The sequence below is a fragment of the Natronococcus pandeyae genome (genome assembly GCF_008122205.1).
Classification (GTDB): Archaea; Halobacteriota; Halobacteria; order Halobacteriales; family Natrialbaceae; genus Natronococcus; species Natronococcus pandeyae.
The window spans coordinates 59,500-77,382 of record NZ_PHNJ01000019.1; the positions used below are offsets into that span (position 1 = coordinate 59,500).

Below are 17,883 nucleotides of genomic sequence, written 5' to 3' on the forward strand. Positions count from 1 at the left end.
CCCGCCGGGCCGTCGGTCCCGGACCCGTCACTCGCTCTCTTTTCGCTCCTGTGTCGGGTGTTCTGAGATGTACACCTTCATGTTGTTCGGCACGTCCTCCGTAACCCACGAGTTCGCGCCGATACTGACGTGGTCGCCGACGGTGACCGCACCCAGCACCTTCGTTCCGGCCCCGATCACGACGTGATCGCCGATATCCGGGTGACGCTTGTACCCTTTCTTCAACGTCTTCGCCTCGTCCTCTTCCTCCTCGAAGTGGAGCGCACCCAGCGTCACGTCCTGGTAGAGGCGAACCCAGTCGCCGATCGTCGCCGTCTCGCCGATGACGACGCCGGTTCCGTGGTCGATAAAAAAGTATTCGCCAATCTCCGCACCCGGGTGAATGTCGATCCCCGTCACCGTCTTCGCGTACTCGGTAAGTTCCCGCGCGTACTCGGCCGTCCCGGCCTCGTACAGGGCGTGTGCGACCCGTTGCATCATGATGGCCTGGAAGCCGGGATACGATCGGATGACTTCGACGTAGGACTTCGCGGCAGGATCGCCCTTGTAGGCGGCCTCGACGTCCTTTTTGAGCGTCGTCCGAAGTTCGGGCAGTCGGTCGAGCACGTCGTCGACCGTCTCGGACGGATCCGTCCCCGAATACGGTCGGATCCCGCGACAGTACAGCGCTCCCAGTTCCGACAGCACGTCCCGTATCGCTGGCTCGTCCTCGAGCAGGCCGTCGGCGTTCCAGCACCTGGGGAACAGGAGCCGTCTGAGCAGCCCCATCTCCGCCCGCCGATGCTCCCACTCCGGAAAGTTCATCGACGACCGCGTCGGGAAGGGGTCGGCGTCCGTCTCGTAGGCTTCACGGAGTTGCGCGTGTGCATCGCCCGTGTATCTGTAGTCCATGTCGCGTTAGTTCTTCGCGTGCTTCGTACAAAGTCGTTAGATGACCGACCCCCCTTCTGGACGGGGTCGATTCACCGAAGAGCCGGCGCCATAACTACAGGGGAGGAACGGTGGATCGACTACGCATCGATCCACGACCGACGTCGTGTCAGTCGTTCATCTGTTCCACAACTTTCCACCGTTCATCTATCAAGATGTGGGCTGTTACCAATGAGCAAAATACTAAGTAGACATGTGACAATCGAAAACCATGTCCCAGGAGGACGAGCTATTCGTACGGGAAGCAACGGGGCTGGTCCGGGAGTGGTCGTCGTACGACGCGTGGGTCTACGCGTTCCTGTCGGTGAACGTCATTACGCTCGGATTTTACATCTGGACATTCAACGCGTTCATCCCGCAGGGAAGTCCGATACTCGCGACGATTATCGCCGTCGTCGCGATCACGTTCCAGAACGCGGTGTACGCCACGCTCGTCTCGTCCATGCCGCGCGTCGGCGGCGATTATATCTGGCAAAGCCGTATTCTGGGCGGCTTTTGGGGGTTCTTTCTGGCGTGGCCCGGCTGGGTGTTCATCCTGTGGCTGTGGGTTCCCATCTACGGCGAGATACTGTCCTGGCTCGTCTTCGCGCCGCTCTCGGCGCTGGCCGGCTATCCCGAACTCGCGCGCTTCTGGAGTACGGGCACGGGACTGTTCGTCTCGTCGATGGTCGTGATCGCGTTCGCGTTCATCTACGTCAGCCTCGGCATGCGATGGTACGCGCGGATCCAGCAGACGTTGTTTTACGTCGGCGTCGTCGGGCTCGTCGTGTTCGTCGGCAGCCTGCTGACCACGTCCCCGTCCGAGTTCGAGGGGACGTTCGATTCGTACATGGCGGCGTGGCTCCCCGACGAGGGAATCACGTACCAGGGAGTCATCGACGTCAGCGCCGAAGCCGGCGTCGAGTTCGCCTCGCTCTGGAGTCTGAACTGGCGGGCGTCGTACCTGCTGTTCCCCATGCTGCTGTTCTGGATCATGTGGACGGTGTGGGGATCGACCCTGTTCGGCGAGGTCCGGGAAGCCGGCGAGTGGCGGAAGATGTTCACCGTCTTCGAGGCCGCGCTGGTCGCCGCCGCGGTCCTGGCGATCTTCCTGTGGATACTGTTCAGCAACGCGATCGATTACACCTTCTACCAGGCGCTCAACTGGTCGTACTTCGTCGGCTCCGGCGAACTGCAGTGGGTCTCCTCGCCGACGCTGCTCGCGGCGATGGCGGCCGGCGGCGGCTGGCTCGGTGGGCTGATCGTCGTCCTGATGGGCGGCTGGTTCTTCGCCTGGTCCGGAACCGTCTTCCTCTCCTCGACGCGCGTCATCTTCGCGACGGCGTTCGACCGGACGATCCCCGAGACGTTCTCGGAGGTCAAGACGCGGTTCAACTCGCCGATCTACGCCATCCTCATGATGGTCGTGCCGGCCAGTATTCTGACCGTCGTCTACTTCTTCGTGCCGGGCTTCGAGACGCTGACGCTGGCCGCGACCTTCGCCATCGCCATCACCTTCTTCGGGTCGACGGTCGCGTGCATGCTGTTCCCGCTCCGCCGGCCCGAACTGTTCTCGCAGAATCCCATGTCGGACTACACGATCGGGAGCGTTCCGATCATCTCGATCGTCGCCGGCGTCTACGCGCTCATCCTGCTGTCGGTGTTCTACTTCTGGGCCACTCGAGACGCGTACGGACTGAACAACGTCTACTCCGCCGGCTTCATCGCCTTCCTCTACGTCCTCGCCGCGGCGATCTACTTCGGGATGAAGTACTACCGAAAGGCGACGGAAGGCGTCGACTTGGACAAGATTCACTCGGAGATCCCGAAGGACTGATCGCTGCGGGTTCGAATCTCGAAGAACGAATCCTCGCGGGTTCCAATCCTGAAAGACTGATCGGCGCGGTTGCCCGCGACCGATTCAGGTGAGTTCCGGCTTCTTGTACCACTGCTTTCGCTCCCCGATCACCGATCGGAGCTTCCACCCGATCGACTTCGGCCGCTCCTCGATCGCCGACCGCAACGTCTCGATCCGGGTCACGACCGCCGCCTCGTCGATCGGGTACTCGTGGTTCTCGACGTGGGTTTCGACCCGGTCGAGATTCATCGTGATCGTCTTGTACAGCCCCCAGTCGTCGCTACAGAGATCGGAGACGTACTCCGGATCGATCCGCTCGAGGTCGTCGCCGGCCTCGACGGGGTGGTCGTTCAGCATCGCGATACTGTCTCGCATGTCCCGATCACTGATCTCGACGATCTGGAGTTTCGACAGCAGCAGATCTTCGATCGGAAGCGTCGGATCGTCCAGCCCGATGCGGTCTCGCAGGTCCCACGCGTGACAGAACTCGAACCTGTCGATGATGTAGTCGGCCTTTCGCTCGTTCGTCTCGTCGTAGAACTCCAGCCTGTACCGGTGCATCTTGTTGATCTGGACGTTTTCCTCGTAGCCGAGGTCCGTCATAAGGTCGATGACGGCTTTTCGGTCCTCCCTGACCCCGACGAAGTCGACGTCGCGGTACTCCCGGTCAAACGGCTCCACTCTGGCGGTCTCGGAGTGGTGACGGATCGCCGTGCCGCCGATCAGTCGAACGGTGAGTCCGGCGTCTCTCGCCGCCTCGACGACTCGGTGCCCCTCCTCGACGGGGTCCGCCATCGGCGTGCTTTCGCTCATCGGTCCCACCCGTTCGTGATCCGTTTCGGCTGGTATCTGGTATCGTTCCCGTTCATGGTGCGTGCTCCGGTTAGCCGCGGACGAGACCGAGGACGTTCACCTCCGGGTGAAGATCGATCACCGCCCCCTGCAGCGAACCCTCCGAGTAGACGCTTCCCGGGTTCACGGCGACGGTCTCGCCGATCCGCGTCTTCCCCCGCGATTCGTGGACGTGGCCGTGCAGGGAGAGCGGCGGTTGATACCGCTCGATCACGTTCCTGACGGCCGTGCTGCCGACGGGCTCCGTGGTCTGGGCGCCGTACTTCGGTCGCCGGTCCTCGTCTAGCTCCGGCGCTTCGTCGAGTTGCGACTCGTAGGGCGGATCGTGGAAGTTGAAGATGCAGCGATCGGTGTCGTCGACGTCGGAGACGATCCCTTCGAGTCGCCGCTCGAGGTCGTCCTCGTCCTCCTCGCGGTACGTGTCCCACGGGGAGCGGTTGGTCCAGCCGGAGCTGGCCATCGTGTACTCCTCGTCGATCTCGACGACTTCGCCCTCAGTGAGCGTCACGGCGTCGGACTCCTCCCAGACCGGATCGATCGAAAACGGATCGTCGTTGCCAGGACAGACGAACACCGGGACGTCCTCGGGGAGTCGCTCCTCGGCGAACGAACACCACTCGCGGACCCGCTTTTTCATCTCGGTCTCGAATATCTCGTCCTCACGCTCTCCGGAGTCGTCCTCCTTGAGGTCTTCGTACTCCCGTTCGTCGAGCACGTAGGGGTAATAGCCCTGATTCGAGAGGGAGTTGACGAGGTCCTCCAGTTCGTCCTCGTCCTCGAGCCGGTGCTCGGACCCCGATCGCCGGTACCGGTACTCGTTCCCCTCGTCGATGATCGGGAAGATGGCTTTCCCGGTCGTATCGCCGCCGAGGACGAGCACATCGGCGTCGTAAAACTCGGCCGAGTTGACGAACTTTCGCCAGCAGACGTCCGATCCGTGGACGTCGGTCGCGAAAAACAGGCGCGTCACTCCCTCCTCCTTGTCCATCCCGGCGTCTCGCTGCTTGTTCTCCAGGTTGAGTCTGTCCTTGAGATCGGATACGATCCCCATCTGTGTGCCCTCGTGTGTGCCCTCGATCGTGTTTGTAGTCAGTGCTGACGTCTCGATTCCTCAGTCGGCGAACTCCGTCACCACGGGGATGCCGACCGTCTCGAAGTCGGTCATCGCCGCCAGTTCGTCGTTCAGCTCTTCGAGACCGATGCGCTCGGTGATCACCTTCCCCGGTTCCAGCTTCTCCGTTCTCACCATGTCGAAGATTTCGTGGTATCGCGACGGCTGGAGCCCGCTGGATCCGTAAATCTCGATTTCGCCCATCACCAGCGCGTCGGTCGGTATCGAGGTGTACCCCTCCTGTTCGCGCGGCGTCAGGCCGATCTGTACGTGCGTCCCGCGAGTGCCGAGCGAGTTGATCGCGTTCCGGCAGGTCTCCTCGATGCCGAGCGCGTCGAGCGAGACGTCCGCGCCGCCGTCGGTCAGATCGACGACCGCTTTCACCGGGTCGGCTTCGGAGGCGTCGACCGTCTCGACGGCCCCCAGGTCTTCGGCGAGGTCCAGTTTCTCGTCCATGATGTCGACGCCGATCACGTTCGCGCCGAGCGCGTCCGCGATGTGGACCGCCGACAGGCCGATACCGCCGAGGCCGTAGACGACGACGTCCTGGCCGCGACCGACCGCCGCCTGGTGGGCCATCCCACGGAAGGCGGTCATGAACCGGCAGCCGAGGCCGGCGACCTCCACCGGATCGAGCCCCTCGGGGAGCGGTACTGCATTGATGTCCGCGTTCGGGATCGGCACTTCCTCGGCGAACGCGCCGGGCGCCCCTTCCTGAAATCCCAGTCCCAGGTGGTTTTCGCACAGGTTCTCGTACCCGTTCCGACACTCGAGACAGCGCCCGCAGGCGAAATTGAACGGGATCGCGATTCGGTCGCCCTCCGACACCGATTCGACCTCGTCGCCGGCGGCGATCACCGTCCCCGCCGGTTCGTGGCCGAGAATGTGACCTCTCGGAGGCTTGTAGTCGAACCACTCCCAGTTTCCCTGCCACCCGTGCCAGTCGCTCCGGCAGACGCCGCACGCATCGACCCGTGCGACGACGCCGTCCGGCTCGGGCTCCGGTCTCGGGACGTCTCTGATCGCTAGCGGCTCCTGGTACTCTTCGAGTACTGCAGCGTTCATCTATGCCCCAGTGTATCATTCCCCACACCAAAAGATTTGCTCCGGTGACATGTAGAACACGTTCGAATAGTAACTGAAACCAGGCGCCAGGTCCCCGTTTTCGAGGAGCAATCCAGGGAACGAAGCGTCCAGCCAGCGAGTAGCGCAGTTGGGGAGTTCACTACGAGAACTAAGGTCGACAGCGACGAAACACAGTGTATGATCTCCGGTAGCACTGTCCAGGACCGGCACGAAGCGGCACACGAAGCGGCAACCGACGGCCTCGAGTTCGCCGCCTGGATCGACGGCTCGTCCCACGAAACCGGCGAGACGCTCGAGAGCCGGGATCCGGTGATCGACGAACCGATCGTCGAGGTGCCCCGCTGTGACTCGAGTTGCGTCGACCGCGCGGTCGAGGCCGCGTGGCGAGCGTACCGCGAGGACTGGTCGGAAACGACGCCGGGAGAGCGCTCGTCGCTTCTGTTCGAGTGGATCCACCGACTCTCGGATCGGGTCGAGGACCTGACGCTGCTCGAGTGTCTGGACACCGGTAAACCGATCTCGCAGGCCCGAGGTGAGGTCGAAGGCGCGATCGATACCCTCGAGTACTACGCGTCGGTCTGCCGAGCCCAGCGGGCCGACACGATTCCAGCGGGACCCGACTTGCACGCGTACACCCGCCACGAGCCGTACGGCGTCGTCGGTCAGATCGTCCCCTGGAACTTTCCGATCTGGGCGGCGGCGTGGAAACTCGGCCCGGCCCTGGCCGCCGGGAACGCCTGCGTGCTGAAACCGTCGGCGAACGCGCCGCTGACCGCGATTCGAATCGCACAGCTATCGGAGGGCGTGTTTCCGGACGGCGTAGTCAACGTCGTCACGGGTACCGGCAGCGAGGTCGGCGGCCCGCTCACGGAGCACCCGGACGTCAGAAAGGTGTCGTTCACCGGAAGCACCGAGGTCGGGAAAGGAGTCATGCACGCGGCCGCCGATCGGGTCGCCCCCGTCACGCTGGAACTGGGCGGAAAGTCGCCGTTTCTCGTCTTTCCGGACGCGAACCTCGATCGCGTCGTCGACGCGGTCGCCGACGGCATCTTCTACAGCACCGGCGAGATCTGCGACGCCTTCTCGCGGGCGCTGGTCCACGAGGACGTCCTCGAGGAGTTCACCGAGCGCTTCGTCGAAAAGGCGCGCTCGTACGTCCTCGGCGACCCACTGGACGAGGAGACGACGATGGGGCCGCTGACCTCCCGCGAGCAGTTCGAAACCGTCAGCGACTACGTCGAGATCGGCAGAGAGGAGGCGACGCTGCTCTGTGGCGGCGGACGACCGGACGACCCCGAACTCGAGGACGGCTGGTACGTCGAACCCACCGTGTTCGGCGACGTCGAGAACGAGATGGACGTCGCCTGCAAGGAGATCTTTGGCCCGGTCCAGACGATCATCGGCTTCTCCTCGTACGAGGAGGGAATCGAACTCGCCAACGACAGCCGGTACGGGCTCGCCGCGGGGATCGGAACGGAGCGGACCTCGGTCGCTCATCGGGCCGCCGCCGACCTCGAAGCCGGCCTGATCTACGTCAACGAGTACGGCCCGATCCTGCCGGAAGCGCCCTACGGCGGCTACAAAGCGTCGGGGATCGGGAAGGATCTGGGGCTCGAGGCGCTCGAGCACTACCGGCGAACGAAGACGGTCTACGTCAATCTCGACGACCCGACCGACAGGGACACTTCGTGACGAGTCGCGGGATCCGGTTTCACCGTCCAAGCGCGCCGAATGCTACAAGATCGTTGCCATCGAAATCGGAACGTGTCGACGGAACTGTTACTCGGCGAACCCGTCGCGACCGACGTTCGCGAGGCGGCGAGCGACCGGATCCATGAACTCGGCGCTCGAGGGATCGTCCCGACGCTCGGGACCGTCCTGATGAGCGACGACGAGGCCGACGCGCGGTTCATGGACCTGAAACACGACGCGTGCGACGACGTCGGTATCGAAACACGGGACGTTCGACTCGAGCCGTCCGCACCACCGACACGCCTCTATCGGCAGGTCGAGAACCTCTGTGCCGATCCCGAGGTCGACGCCGTGTTCGTCCAAGCGCCGCTTCCGGTTCACGTCTCGCTGTCCGCGGTCAGGCGGCGACTCGATCCCGAGAAAGACGTCGACTGTTTCCACCTCGAGAACCTCGGCCGACTCGTCGGCGGCGAGCCGCGATTCGTGCCGGCCACGCCGGCGGCGGTCTGCCGACTGCTTTCGAGCTACGACGTTTCGATCGCGGGCGCGGACGTCGTGATCGTCGGCCGGTCCGGGATCATCGGGAAACCACTGGCGAACCTGCTGCTCCAGGACAGGACGCCGGGGAACGCGACCGTTACCGTCTGTCACTCGCAGACGACCGACCTCGCGTCGGTCACCCGGCGGGCGGACGTCGTCGTCACCGCCAGCGGCGTTCCGGAACTGGTCGACGGCTCGATGCTCACCTCAGGCGTCGTGGTCGTCGACGTGAGCGCGAATCGTGCTCCTGAGACTGGCGAATCGGGCGACGGCTCGAGCAATCGAGACGGGTCGGAGTCCGCCGACGTGGTCGGCGACGTCGAGTTCGAGAGCGCCAGGGAGAAAGCGAGCGCGATCACGCCCGTTCCCGGCGGCGTCGGTCCGGTCACGCTCGCAATGCTCGTGGAGAACGTCGTTCGCGCCACCGAGCGGCGCGCTACCAGCGAATAGAATTCGACGAATGTACAGAACGAGTGTCGAAAATCGGCTCAGTTATCGACGCGCTCGTGCCGTCGATCCGCCCGAATCCCCCCTCGACGGCGGAACAGGGTTTCGAGGAACCGCTCGAGTCGGCCGCCCGACGGGGAGATTGCGGGGGTTCCGGGAAGATAGCAGTCTGCACCGCGCTGTTCTTTCGACGTGAGACCTTCTTGGCTCATATTCGAACATAGGAGTTCGACCGAATTAAAAATTCTGGAATGGTGTGGTACGACATAACGAACGTTCGTTACTGGCAATCGTCGTCGAGGATCTGCTCGACGAGCGTGGCTGAACCGCGCCTGAGTCGGCCGCTGGTCGCCGTCCGCGAGAGATCGAGCAGCGACGACAGTTCCTCCAGGGACGCGTCTCGCGGTTCGTCGTAGTAGCCGTGCCTGTACGCGGCGATCAGCGCCTCGACCTGGGAGTCCGTCAGTCCGAAATCGAACCGGTCGTCGAGTTCGCCGCGCTGCTTGAGTTCGAGCACGTCGAAACGGATCCCCTCGGATCGCGCGTACTCGTCGAGGTCGTACAGCGCGTCGTGATCCTCGAGTTGCAGCTGTAACATCCATCCGTTCAGGTAGCTCGTCGTCTCCAGGGTGAGCCCGCCCCGTTCGGTGATCGCGGGCGTGATCAGTTTCGCGTCGTCGCTGTACTCGATACGGTACGTTCGCTTCCCTCCGATCTCGAGGACGACCGAAGAGTCGGCGACGGTGTGATCCGCCGCGAGCGCCGACTCGACGTCGTCGAAATCCGTTGCCGTGATGCGGAAATAGTAGACGTCGTGTTGCGGGTCCGTGCCGACGTCCGAGATGACGCTGATCTCTCCGTCCGAGAGCGACCGGATCGTGTCCGTCAGTGCGAGATCCGGATGCTCGACGTAGACTCGCGCCGAAATCGTGTCGGTGGGTTCGGCGGGTCGATGGGAGAGTGTCCTGACGCGGCCGTCGTCGTACTCACCGGCCGCTGCTCCGTCGTTCCCGGACAGTTCCACGACGAGTAGCGACTCGACGAGGGATTTCAGTCCGCGCTTCAATCGCCCGCTGACGGCCGAGGGCGAGAGTTCGAGCGATGCAGCCAACTCGTCGAGGGACGTCTCCCGTGGTTGCCGAAAATACCCTCGTTCGTACGCCCTCGTGAGCGCCGTTCGCTGCTGCTCGGTGAGCGGATCCGCATCGACACGTCCGACGGTGGATCGCAGCTGCCTGGAGAGATCGAGGACCTCGAACTCGAACCGCTCCGCTCGCGCGTGCTGCCAGACGTTGTGGAGCCCCTCGGGGTCGGGAAAGAACCATCGTTCGTGCCACGCGGGTGCCGCGTCGTCTCCCATCGAGCTGCGGGCGTCTAACACGACGCCCCTCTCCCTCGTGACCTCCGGTCCGAGCAGTTTCGTTTCCGGGGTGAACTCGATTCCCCACAGGTGCTGGTTGTCGACCGCCGAGACTGGCCTCCCGTCACGAACCGTGCAGTCGTCTTCGAGAGCCGGGCGTATCTCGTCGGGTTCGGCGTTATCGAATCGAAAGAAGTACACGCTCCGACCGGGGGTCGTGCTCGTTTCTCGGACGATACTGACGGTGAGGTCGGGTAACGCAGTGAGGGTGTCAGCGAGCGCCCCGACCTCGTGTGCGAACCGGACCTCGGTGACGATCGCCATTGTGGAGCCGATGTTTCATATGACAACGCCCCACACAGACTTAACTATCGGTGGTCGAGCCTGCTCCGGAGAGGAGTACCGGGTTGCTTCGGTAGTGCGCCTCGTCAGTGCTGTGCAACGGAGGCCTGACGCAGGCGTTCCACGATCTCTTCGCGGCCGATCCTGCGCTCGGACTCGTTAGCAACGCGACCAACCACGAGGTCGACGAGGTCGAGTTGGCGTAACAGTTCGAGCGTCTCGTCTCGGTCCAGCCCGAGATCCTGTTTGACTTCGTAAATCGTATTCGACCGCGATACCGTCTCGACGAGAGCCTCGGCGGTAACGTCCTCAGGAAGCCCGATTCCGTCGGTGAGAACGACCGGCGACGACTGCTCGCGTTCCGAACTGTCGGCCGGCCGAGCGTCGGAGCCACTCCTCGACGACGGATCCGAATCGCTGCCGGCCTCGGGACGGCCGCTCGAGTCGCCATCCTCGACTCCGTCGGCGTGCGAGTTCGGCTCGTGGATACCGTAATCGATCATGTAGCGTCGGACCGTTTCCGCGGTGACGTCCATCTCGATAACCTCGCGCATCTCCGTGAACGTGTCACAGGATTCGTAGACCTCCGTGAGCAACTCCGGATCCCTGAACGGCGGCACCTCTCGTTCTCGATCGACAGCCGGCGTGTCGTCAGTGTCGTCGGAACCCGTGGGAGGGTCCGGGCTCTGTTCCGCTGTTCCGAATTCAGCTCCGTCGGTCGAGTTCTCTTCGGTCGCGACGGAGACACTGAGTACGACCGTTATCGTCTCGTCTTCGATCGTCACGCTCGTCGTCTCGATCTCGAAATCCGGGTCTGTCGTTGGAACGAGCGGTGCCGACTCCAGGGTAACCCGGAGTCGGCCGTCACTGTCGACGGTTACGTTGTCGGGACCGAGCACCCCCCGTCGTCGACTCGAGAACGCCGGAATCGCCAGTTCGATTTCGGCAGTCGGCCCCGTTTCCGAATCGAATCGATCGACGAACTCGACGTTCGTTACGGTGCCGACCTCCTCGTCGAATTCCTCGAGGAAGAGACCCAATTTCTGAAGGGTACTGCCGACATCCATGATATATGTTGACTCATTATACACAGGCATGAGAATGCATGATGAATACTGTAGGTATTTAAGTTCGAGACGGATCCAGAACGATCGGGTTCCGGTAGCGCCGTCGACTCGACCGGTCGTTGCCCAGGTTCATCGACCACGGTCCTCGGGCGTCGTTCCTCCGTCACGGGAACGCTACGACGGACTGCGGAGCAGTCAGTATCGCATATTCGGATGGAAGTGGGACAACGAGTGCAGCGGACATAGTAGATGCGATCGGAAGAATAGGTGCAATAGGCTGGATAGGTGTAATAAGTCGGGCAGGTACAGTAGGTAGGATAGATTAGGTAGCTGAGGTACCTATTGGGACTGTTGACCTATTGGACCTTCACAGTACGATAATCGTAGATTCGAACGGACGGGTACCACACGCCAAATCGCTCCCGAGCAGGCCCGATCAAGTAATAAACAACCCCTCGGCTACGTACTGAGCTCACTCTCGTAGTTGGGAATGGGGCACTCGATCGAGAGACCGATTCACCGCGAGAGCTGAAGCGCGATTCCGTCGTTCGCGTCGATCGAAATACGGACGTCGTCGATGGCCTGGTCGTACTCGCTGGTGTGCCGACCAGACTGGCAGATTCGCAGCCGCTCGTCGAGTAGCTTTGCGTCGGTGAGCAACTCGAGTTTCCGGTAGGTCGTCGAGAGCGGAACGTCACAGCGTTCGGAGATCTCGGCGGCGGAGAGGTGATCGTCGCTGTCGGAGACCGACTCGAGAATGCGACGACAATCGTCGTCGTTGAATGCGGTGAGAATCGTCTCGACGGAATCGTCGCTGGAGATTACCTGCTGGCTGTTCGCGAACTCTTCACGACCGGATGCACTGGTAGCCGCCATCAGCGATTGGCTCATACCAATTGGTGGTCGCCGTACAGCCACCAGTGTTCACCACAGATATCGTGGGAGGTTTATAACCCCCTCACCAGAGCAGGCGCTCGAATCAGCACAGCATCGGAAAGAGAGATGTGAGACCGTGTTTATTGTTGAGAAAGAAAGATGTCACCGGATGGGGACTCGAATGGCCCGACGGACTTCGTGAGAGAGCAGTTCGCTCGAACGACGTCGCTACGACTCGTCGTTCTGCCCGTCGAAGGCGTCCTGGGTTACGGCAGTGCCACAGATCACACACCCGTTTTCGACGAGTGCCTCCCGCATGGAGGGATTGACCCTGATCGACTGATCACACTCCGGGCAAACAAAGACGTAGTCTTCACAGGTGCTCATTGATACTGGTTGATACACCGTTCGTTAATAAATTACCCTCTCTTGTTCTGACGACGTGAGAATTGCGCGGCGAGAGCCGCGATAGAAAGTTGCGCGGCGAGAGCCGCGATCCCCATCTTCAAGACGATACGGTCCAAACGCTTCACGAGAGCCATGTCGTCGGGTATTCGTGCCACAGTCAAAGTCGAGACGCCGGAGTGTCCGATCGCGAAGTTTTCGAAGCGGACGGAGACGACTATCAACCAGGTGTCGACGAGCGTCGTACGACCTGGAGAGGACGGAAGTACGACCGAGTTCCTGGCCGGGACCGACACTGAGGTCGACGGAGCGGTGACGGGGCCGGTGTTCTCCTACGGCGAAACGAATCTCTACCGGCGGACCCACGACGGAGGGGAGGAGTGCCCGTGCGAATGTCTCGGCTCGTTCGGCTGTCCCGTTCATCGCTACGTCGCAGAGGACGGCGACCTGACGCTCGTCTTTCACGCGGCGAGTTTCGAGCAACTACAGGCCGTCATGGACGAGTTCCGGGAACGATTCCCCGGCATCAGCGTCCAGAGCCTGCTCCAGCCCCCGCTCAGGGGGACGCCGGAAGAGCGCGTCTTCGTCAATCGAGGCAAACTCACGGACCGCCAGTACGAGGTGTTACAGACCGCCTACAGGATGGGCTACTTCGAACGGCCGAAAGGAGCGAACGCGACCGAAATCGCGGCGGAACTCGACATCACCCAATCGACACTCACCGAACATCTGGTCGCCGCACAGCGCAAAATCTTCGAGGACGTGCTCGAGACGGAGGCGTGAAGAGATCGGCGACGATGGTACTAGGGTAAGATAGTGGCCGGTTATGGACGACGGTAGCGACGTCGAGACCATCGGACAATCACGGTTCCTTCCGAAAAGCTCCTCCTGGGAAGCGACAGTCGGTTCTATTTCCCGAGTGATTGATTGACCAACCGATGCCCGTCAAAGAATCACGGAGAAGAGCGTTTATAGCCCTTGTGAAACTTCAGAATCGGGTGTTATATAAATAAACTGTAGATGTCAGTAGGAGTAGGGCGAATAGCCACGATCCCACTGTAGTTGATACTCGTTGCATCCCGGTCAGTTCGGTACTGAACCAGGCTGCGGCGGCCAACATGGTTGCAAGGACGAAAATGAATCCGACCTCTTCTTTTGTGCTGTCAAGTGCCATAATTTTATTTGTCTTATGCTATGTTATTGCAAATAGGCCAACATGTTCTCGCAACGACAGCAGCACATATAACTCCACATCCTGGTGAGATGGGAATGCCAGCGACAGTGGCGGTGCATGCTGCTTTGCAACCAAGTCCAGATAGTCCAGCTAATGCTGTACACAGCGTGTCGCAAGCATCCATACAGACCGGACTAGCACACCCTGTACTTTGGACTGAGACTCCGTCTTGAGATTCGAGCCTTCCGACAGATGCACTTACCGAGGAATCAGACACTAGGTCTCCGCTGCCCGAGATCACGACGTTGTCAACGACATCTTTGTCGGATACTTCAGTGGTTCCGACGGCGTTGCTCTCCGCTTCGATAACTGGGACGTAGAACTCAAATTCATCAGGACCTCTGATTAAAATCGATTGCTCAAGTGCTACAGACTGATTTGGATCTCTACTGCTGACCAAATCAGTTAGATCTGACGAGAGTTCTTCAACAGTTGGCGTTCCCATATCCAGCGATGCTTTGGCAGCAGAATTGGCCCCACGGACGCCATCTCCGACTGGTACGCCACCATTGGCTTTCGATCCGCCGGAGATCTCCGGCAATTCGTAGTAATTGATCGTAGCTCCCTTCTCTTCGGGGTCTCCGAAAGTGACTACGTAGCCCTCTTGGTTTTCTCCGCTATACCGAACCACTTGATGAACTCCGGTTTTTTCCCAGTTGGTCGGCGACAAACTGAACATCCTCTGAGCGATTCGCTCGACGAAGTATTTGTCCCCGTTCACGGCCCCGGACTGGTTCCGTATCAGTGCGAGAATTCTCATCCAAAGCCACCACACTGGACGCCGTTGCCCCTGCTCCTCCAACAGCAATTCCTAGCATGACTACGACGTGTGACAAGAAAGTACGGCGGCCGGAATTTTCATTGCGAATTTGTGAAAGCGATTCTCACGTTTCTGCGCATCCTCCGCCATCTGGCGTTCTCTCTGATAGTTCGTCACTAAACTCGGATTGACTTTTTCTTAACATCTGTATACTGATATTACCACACATCGAAAATAGTACTTTCTAATTATTCCATAAGTAACTCGAGGACACGAATACGACCGACGGATCGCGCTCGGTGAGAACGGAACTGGTTTACTGTCGTATATACTCCACTCAGCATACGACCATGTCACTGGCCGAGGAAACCGAAATGACCGAGGAAGAGATCGACGCCTTTCTCAGCCGCCACGAAACCGGCGTGTTAGCGCTCTCAGACGACGACACGCCGTACGCGATTCCGATCTCGTACGGCTACGACGCCGACGAGCGGACCTTCTTCATGCGGCTGGTTTCGACCCCCGAAAGCGAGAAGCGGCGGTTCCTCGCCTCCTCGCCGAACGTTCGGCTCGTCGTCTACAAGGAGTCGGACAACGGGGACACGTACCGGAGCGTCGTCGCGGTCGGATCCTTAGAAGAGATCGAGCCGTCGGAACTCACTGCCGCCCACATCGAACAGTACGGCGCGGCGAAGCGGCCGCTGTTCGAGATCTGGGGCGAATCGAAGAAGGATCTCAACATCAGGCTCTACGAGTTCGAACCGGCAGAACTGAGCGGTCGCCGTACCGAGATCGACCGCGAACCCGACGCGGAGTAATCCCGTCGCGTCCGGACGAGCAAGAAGAGCTACCCTCGGTTCGCCGCGAGCGCAGTATTCGATACGCCGACGAGGACGCGATCACTGCTCGACGAAGTGTTCGGACGAGACCGACGCTCCGCAGACCGGGCACCCGTGTGACAGCGTCGCCTCTCGGACCGGCACATTGACGTCGATCTGTTGATCGCACTCCGGACAGATAAACTCGTATTCGGTCATGTCGCTCGTTTGTTCGCCACCGGCTAAATAGACTCTTTCAATAAAGAAAGAGACGGCTCCAAGATATAAGGGTAAATTTAAAAGCGCCGATCGCGCGTTCTCTTGCAACGTCTCGAGAACGAACTACGGGTTACCTCGGTGTGAACGGTGTGTAGGGTGCCAGTCGGAGCCCGCTCGTCGACGTGGACCGTTCCGTGGCCAGAGCCCGAACAAGTTCGGAGCGGAACGTTTGCCGCTCGAGAGCCTTTACGAAATTACGATGTCATCGCGCTCGAGCACTCAGTCGACACAGACCGCCGCGACGACGACGACCGTGGACGTCCACTGCACCGGCCACGTCCGGACCGCAATCGGTAAACACCGATTCGAGTTTACCTTCGAGGGGGAGACCCTCGCGGACTTCCTCGAGACGTTCTTCGAGGAGTACGACGTTGAGGACCTGCTGATCGCGGAGACGGAGGCCGAGTCGACCGCGAGAGGGTGGGCGAAAGCCCCCGAGGAGTTGCCGGGGACGTGGCGAAAGAATCCCGAAGGGGAGCAGACGCGGGCGTACGCCCGGATCTGTATAAACGGTCGGTTCAACGAACACGACGACGGGTTCGCCACGAAACTCGAGGACGGAGACCGAGTCGCGCTGATGTATCCGTTCATGTTCTGTTGCTAGCGACGGCTATGACCGGCGTGGTTCCGATCGCGAACGGATCCGTGGCGGTAGCCGATGACGACTCACGACACAGGTCGAATGCTGGACGCCCGGACGATCGACGGCGAACCGTTCGACGACAGTATACGGAACTCGGCGTCCTCGAGCAGCGCGGATCTGCGTACGAAATGACGGCAGCCGATACGGACAGGTGGAACGTTCGAATCGAGCACACCTGACCGGTGTGGCCGCATCAGCCGGTTGACCACACGAGCGAATACATTCGTTCGAAACCGACGGTCCGAGTAGCGCCGTGGAAGGGTTTTTACCCGCTTGCGCCCCCATATTGGGCCGTGAAGCGACGTACGATCCTCTCGGCTTCCGGAGGGCTGCTTTCGGCGGCCGTCGCCGGCTGCACCGGCTTTCTCGACGTCGACGAAACGTCCGATGGGTTCGAGATCGAAGAAGCGATCGACGGCGTCGACCATCCCTGGGGGATGACCTTCCTTCCGGACGACGGTCGGCTGCTCGTCACCGAGCGTCCCGGCCGGCTCCAGCTCTTCGATCCGGACGACGGGACCGGCGAGGAACTCGAGGGAACGCCGGACGTGTACGCGGAGGGACAGGGTGGCCTGCTCGACGTCGCACTCCATCCCGACTTCCCGGACGAGCCGTGGCTCTACCTGACGTACTCGACGGAAAACGGCGACGGCGAGTCGACCACAGTCCTCGGCCGGGGCCGACTCGACGCCGAGGAGAACCGGCTCGAGGACGTCGAGGAGCTGTACGTGGCCGAGCCGTTCGTCGATTCGGACCAGCATTACGGCTCTCGAGTCGTCTTCGGCGACGACGACATGGTCTACGTGACCGTCGGCGACCGTGCGTCCAAAGAGTTCGGACCCGACCACGTCTCCCAGGATACGACCAACGCCCTCGGGACGACGTTGCGCCTCGAGCCGGACGGCTCGATCCCCGAGGACAATCCGTTCGTCGACGAGACCGATGTGGAGGACGCAATCTTCAGCTACGGCCACCGGAACGCCCAGGGGATGGCGGTTCGTCCCGAGACGGGCGAGCTCTGGCAGAGCGAGCACGGCGAAGAGGACGGCGACGAGATCAACGTCGTCGAAGCCGGCGGGAACTACGGCTGGCCCGTCGCGGCCTACGGCTGCGAGTACGGGACGGACGACCCGATCGGCGACGAGCCACACGAACGAGAGGACGTCTTCGACCCGGTCTACTACTGGGAGTGTACCTCCGGCGGCTTCCCGCCTGCAGGTATGACCTTCTACGACGGCGATGCCTTCCCCGAGTGGGAGGGAGACCTGTTCGTCGGAAACCTCGCTGGACAGTATCTCGGCCGGTTCACCGTCGACGGAACGGACGTCGAGGAAGTCGATCCGTTACTGGAGGGGCAGGAATGGCGAGTTCGCGACGTCGAGATCGAGCCCGAGACGGGTGCGCTATACGTTGCCGTGGACGACGAAAACGCACCCATCGTCCGCCTTACGCCCGAATAACGGACCGTGAAACGGAGCAGGGGTGAAACTGTCGGCTTTCCGGCCGGGACATCCGAGTTCGAAGTCCCCAGTCCAGGAGCAGCTTCGGCCGTCTCCGACTCGAATTTGTGATCCGGTTCCGAACAGAACGTCAAAACGTCAGAA

18 protein-coding genes are annotated in these 17,883 nt (G+C 61.4%); 7 read left to right on the top strand and 11 right to left on the bottom strand.

Annotated elements, in window-relative coordinates; translation table 11 throughout:
• Nucleotides 1-27: 27 nt before the first annotated feature.
• Nucleotides 28-891 (bottom strand): serine O-acetyltransferase EpsC, encoded by an 864-nt coding sequence (epsC, locus tag CV102_RS22905; RefSeq protein ID WP_148860339.1) that lies wholly within the window; start codon nucleotides 889-891, stop codon nucleotides 28-30.
• A gap of 250 nt (nucleotides 892-1,141) precedes the next feature.
• On the opposite strand from epsC, the gene CV102_RS22910 reads away from it, so the two are divergent.
• Nucleotides 1,142-2,746, top strand: a complete 1,605-nt coding sequence (locus tag CV102_RS22910; RefSeq protein ID WP_148860340.1) for an amino acid permease — start codon at nucleotides 1,142-1,144, stop codon at nucleotides 2,744-2,746.
• 84 nt (nucleotides 2,747-2,830) lie between these two features.
• Here the strand turns inward: CV102_RS22910 and CV102_RS22915 are convergent, their stop codons facing one another.
• The 3 genes from CV102_RS22915 to CV102_RS22925 all read right to left on the bottom strand — a co-directional run bounded on the left by CV102_RS22915 (nucleotide 2,831) and on the right by CV102_RS22925 (nucleotide 5,795).
• Nucleotides 2,831-3,580, bottom strand: coding sequence for a hypothetical protein (locus CV102_RS22915; RefSeq protein WP_148860341.1), 750 nt, complete (start codon nucleotides 3,578-3,580; stop codon nucleotides 2,831-2,833).
• Nucleotides 3,581-3,650: 70 nt separating this feature from the next.
• Nucleotides 3,651-4,670: a metallophosphoesterase family protein gene (locus CV102_RS22920; protein WP_148860342.1), complete on the bottom strand. Its 1,020-nt coding sequence runs from the start codon at nucleotides 4,668-4,670 to the stop codon at nucleotides 3,651-3,653.
• Nucleotides 4,671-4,730: 60 nt separating this feature from the next.
• A complete protein-coding gene (locus CV102_RS22925) occupies nucleotides 4,731-5,795 on the bottom strand; it encodes a zinc-dependent alcohol dehydrogenase family protein (protein WP_148860343.1) in 1,065 nt (354 codons plus the stop codon).
• A gap of 198 nt (nucleotides 5,796-5,993) precedes the next feature.
• Between CV102_RS22925 and CV102_RS22930 the strand changes: the two genes are divergently transcribed.
• On the top strand, nucleotides 5,994-7,508 hold the full coding sequence (locus CV102_RS22930) for an aldehyde dehydrogenase family protein (protein ID WP_148860344.1): 1,515 nt from the start codon (nucleotides 5,994-5,996) through the stop codon (nucleotides 7,506-7,508).
• A 72-nt stretch (nucleotides 7,509-7,580) separates the two neighbouring features.
• Nucleotides 7,581-8,498 carry a bifunctional 5,10-methylenetetrahydrofolate dehydrogenase/5,10-methenyltetrahydrofolate cyclohydrolase gene (locus CV102_RS22935; protein WP_233710794.1) on the top strand — a complete coding sequence of 306 codons (918 nt, stop codon included), beginning with the start codon at nucleotides 7,581-7,583 and terminating at the stop codon, nucleotides 8,496-8,498.
• Between the two features lie 38 nt (nucleotides 8,499-8,536).
• Here CV102_RS22935 and CV102_RS26255 read toward each other — a convergent pair whose 3' ends face one another.
• From CV102_RS26255 to CV102_RS26260, 5 genes are all read right to left on the bottom strand, one after another.
• The gene (locus CV102_RS26255; RefSeq protein ID WP_187433089.1) at nucleotides 8,537-8,707 is read right to left on the bottom strand and encodes a hypothetical protein; all 171 of its coding nucleotides are present in this window, start codon (nucleotides 8,705-8,707) and stop codon (nucleotides 8,537-8,539) included.
• A 68-nt stretch (nucleotides 8,708-8,775) separates the two neighbouring features.
• Nucleotides 8,776-10,179: a helix-turn-helix domain-containing protein gene (locus CV102_RS26880; protein ID WP_233710795.1), complete on the bottom strand. Its 1,404-nt coding sequence runs from the start codon at nucleotides 10,177-10,179 to the stop codon at nucleotides 8,776-8,778.
• 104 nt (nucleotides 10,180-10,283) lie between these two features.
• Entirely contained in the window at nucleotides 10,284-11,264 is a 981-nt protein-coding gene (locus CV102_RS22950) for a hypothetical protein (protein ID WP_148860346.1), read from the bottom strand.
• A 516-nt stretch (nucleotides 11,265-11,780) separates the two neighbouring features.
• A complete protein-coding gene (locus CV102_RS22955; protein ID WP_148860347.1) occupies nucleotides 11,781-12,155 on the bottom strand; it encodes a winged helix-turn-helix domain-containing protein in 375 nt (124 codons plus the stop codon).
• Between the two features lie 213 nt (nucleotides 12,156-12,368).
• Nucleotides 12,369-12,527, bottom strand: coding sequence for a DUF7560 family zinc ribbon protein (locus CV102_RS26260; protein ID WP_187433090.1), 159 nt, complete (start codon nucleotides 12,525-12,527; stop codon nucleotides 12,369-12,371).
• 153 nt (nucleotides 12,528-12,680) lie between these two features.
• Here CV102_RS26260 and CV102_RS22960 point away from each other — a divergent pair, with 153 nt between their 5' ends.
• Nucleotides 12,681-13,328 carry a helix-turn-helix domain-containing protein gene (locus tag CV102_RS22960; RefSeq protein WP_148860348.1) on the top strand — a complete coding sequence of 216 codons (648 nt, stop codon included), beginning with the start codon at nucleotides 12,681-12,683 and terminating at the stop codon, nucleotides 13,326-13,328.
• Nucleotides 13,329-13,732: 404 nt separating this feature from the next.
• On the opposite strand, the gene CV102_RS22965 is transcribed toward CV102_RS22960, so the two are convergent.
• Complete coding sequence (locus CV102_RS22965) at nucleotides 13,733-14,539, bottom strand: hypothetical protein (RefSeq protein WP_148860349.1); 807 nt, start codon at nucleotides 14,537-14,539, stop codon at nucleotides 13,733-13,735.
• A 350-nt stretch (nucleotides 14,540-14,889) separates the two neighbouring features.
• Here CV102_RS22965 and CV102_RS22970 point away from each other — a divergent pair, with 350 nt between their 5' ends.
• On the top strand, nucleotides 14,890-15,357 hold the full coding sequence (locus tag CV102_RS22970) for a pyridoxamine 5'-phosphate oxidase family protein (RefSeq protein WP_148860350.1): 468 nt from the start codon (nucleotides 14,890-14,892) through the stop codon (nucleotides 15,355-15,357).
• 81 nt (nucleotides 15,358-15,438) lie between these two features.
• On the opposite strand, the gene CV102_RS22975 is transcribed toward CV102_RS22970, so the two are convergent.
• A complete protein-coding gene (locus CV102_RS22975; protein WP_148860351.1) occupies nucleotides 15,439-15,576 on the bottom strand; it encodes a DUF7560 family zinc ribbon protein in 138 nt (45 codons plus the stop codon).
• Between the two features lie 259 nt (nucleotides 15,577-15,835).
• Between CV102_RS22975 and CV102_RS22980 the strand changes: the two genes are divergently transcribed.
• The gene (locus tag CV102_RS22980) at nucleotides 15,836-16,240 is read left to right on the top strand and encodes a MoaD/ThiS family protein (protein WP_148860352.1); all 405 of its coding nucleotides are present in this window, start codon (nucleotides 15,836-15,838) and stop codon (nucleotides 16,238-16,240) included.
• A gap of 332 nt (nucleotides 16,241-16,572) precedes the next feature.
• Nucleotides 16,573-17,739, top strand: a complete 1,167-nt coding sequence (locus CV102_RS22985) for a PQQ-dependent sugar dehydrogenase (RefSeq protein ID WP_148860353.1) — start codon at nucleotides 16,573-16,575, stop codon at nucleotides 17,737-17,739.
• The last annotated feature ends 144 nt before the right edge of the window (nucleotides 17,740-17,883 follow it).

Bases quoted from the DNA above. Each gene is read 5' to 3' on its own strand.
- epsC (WP_148860339.1), bottom strand. From the start codon at position 891: ATGGACTACAGATACACGGGCGATGCACACGCGCAACTCCGTGAAGCC.
- CV102_RS22910 (WP_148860340.1), top strand. From the start codon at position 1,142: ATGTCCCAGGAGGACGAGCTATTCGTACGGGAAGCAACGGGGCTGGTC.
- CV102_RS22915 (WP_148860341.1), bottom strand. From the start codon at position 3,580: ATGAGCGAAAGCACGCCGATGGCGGACCCCGTCGAGGAGGGGCACCGA.
- CV102_RS22920 (WP_148860342.1), bottom strand. From the start codon at position 4,670: ATGGGGATCGTATCCGATCTCAAGGACAGACTCAACCTGGAGAACAAG.
- CV102_RS22925 (WP_148860343.1), bottom strand. From the start codon at position 5,795: ATGAACGCTGCAGTACTCGAAGAGTACCAGGAGCCGCTAGCGATCAGA.
- CV102_RS22930 (WP_148860344.1), top strand. From the start codon at position 5,994: ATGATCTCCGGTAGCACTGTCCAGGACCGGCACGAAGCGGCACACGAA.
- CV102_RS26255 (WP_187433089.1), bottom strand. From the start codon at position 8,707: ATGAGCCAAGAAGGTCTCACGTCGAAAGAACAGCGCGGTGCAGACTGC.
- CV102_RS26880 (WP_233710795.1), bottom strand. From the start codon at position 10,179: ATGGCGATCGTCACCGAGGTCCGGTTCGCACACGAGGTCGGGGCGCTC.
- CV102_RS22950 (WP_148860346.1), bottom strand. From the start codon at position 11,264: ATGGATGTCGGCAGTACCCTTCAGAAATTGGGTCTCTTCCTCGAGGAA.
- CV102_RS22955 (WP_148860347.1), bottom strand. From the start codon at position 12,155: ATGAGCCAATCGCTGATGGCGGCTACCAGTGCATCCGGTCGTGAAGAG.
- CV102_RS26260 (WP_187433090.1), bottom strand. From the start codon at position 12,527: ATGAGCACCTGTGAAGACTACGTCTTTGTTTGCCCGGAGTGTGATCAG.
- CV102_RS22960 (WP_148860348.1), top strand. From the start codon at position 12,681: ATGTCGTCGGGTATTCGTGCCACAGTCAAAGTCGAGACGCCGGAGTGT.
- CV102_RS22965 (WP_148860349.1), bottom strand. From the start codon at position 14,539: ATGAGAATTCTCGCACTGATACGGAACCAGTCCGGGGCCGTGAACGGG.
- CV102_RS22970 (WP_148860350.1), top strand. From the start codon at position 14,890: ATGTCACTGGCCGAGGAAACCGAAATGACCGAGGAAGAGATCGACGCC.
- CV102_RS22975 (WP_148860351.1), bottom strand. From the start codon at position 15,576: ATGACCGAATACGAGTTTATCTGTCCGGAGTGCGATCAACAGATCGAC.
- CV102_RS22980 (WP_148860352.1), top strand. From the start codon at position 15,836: ATGTCATCGCGCTCGAGCACTCAGTCGACACAGACCGCCGCGACGACG.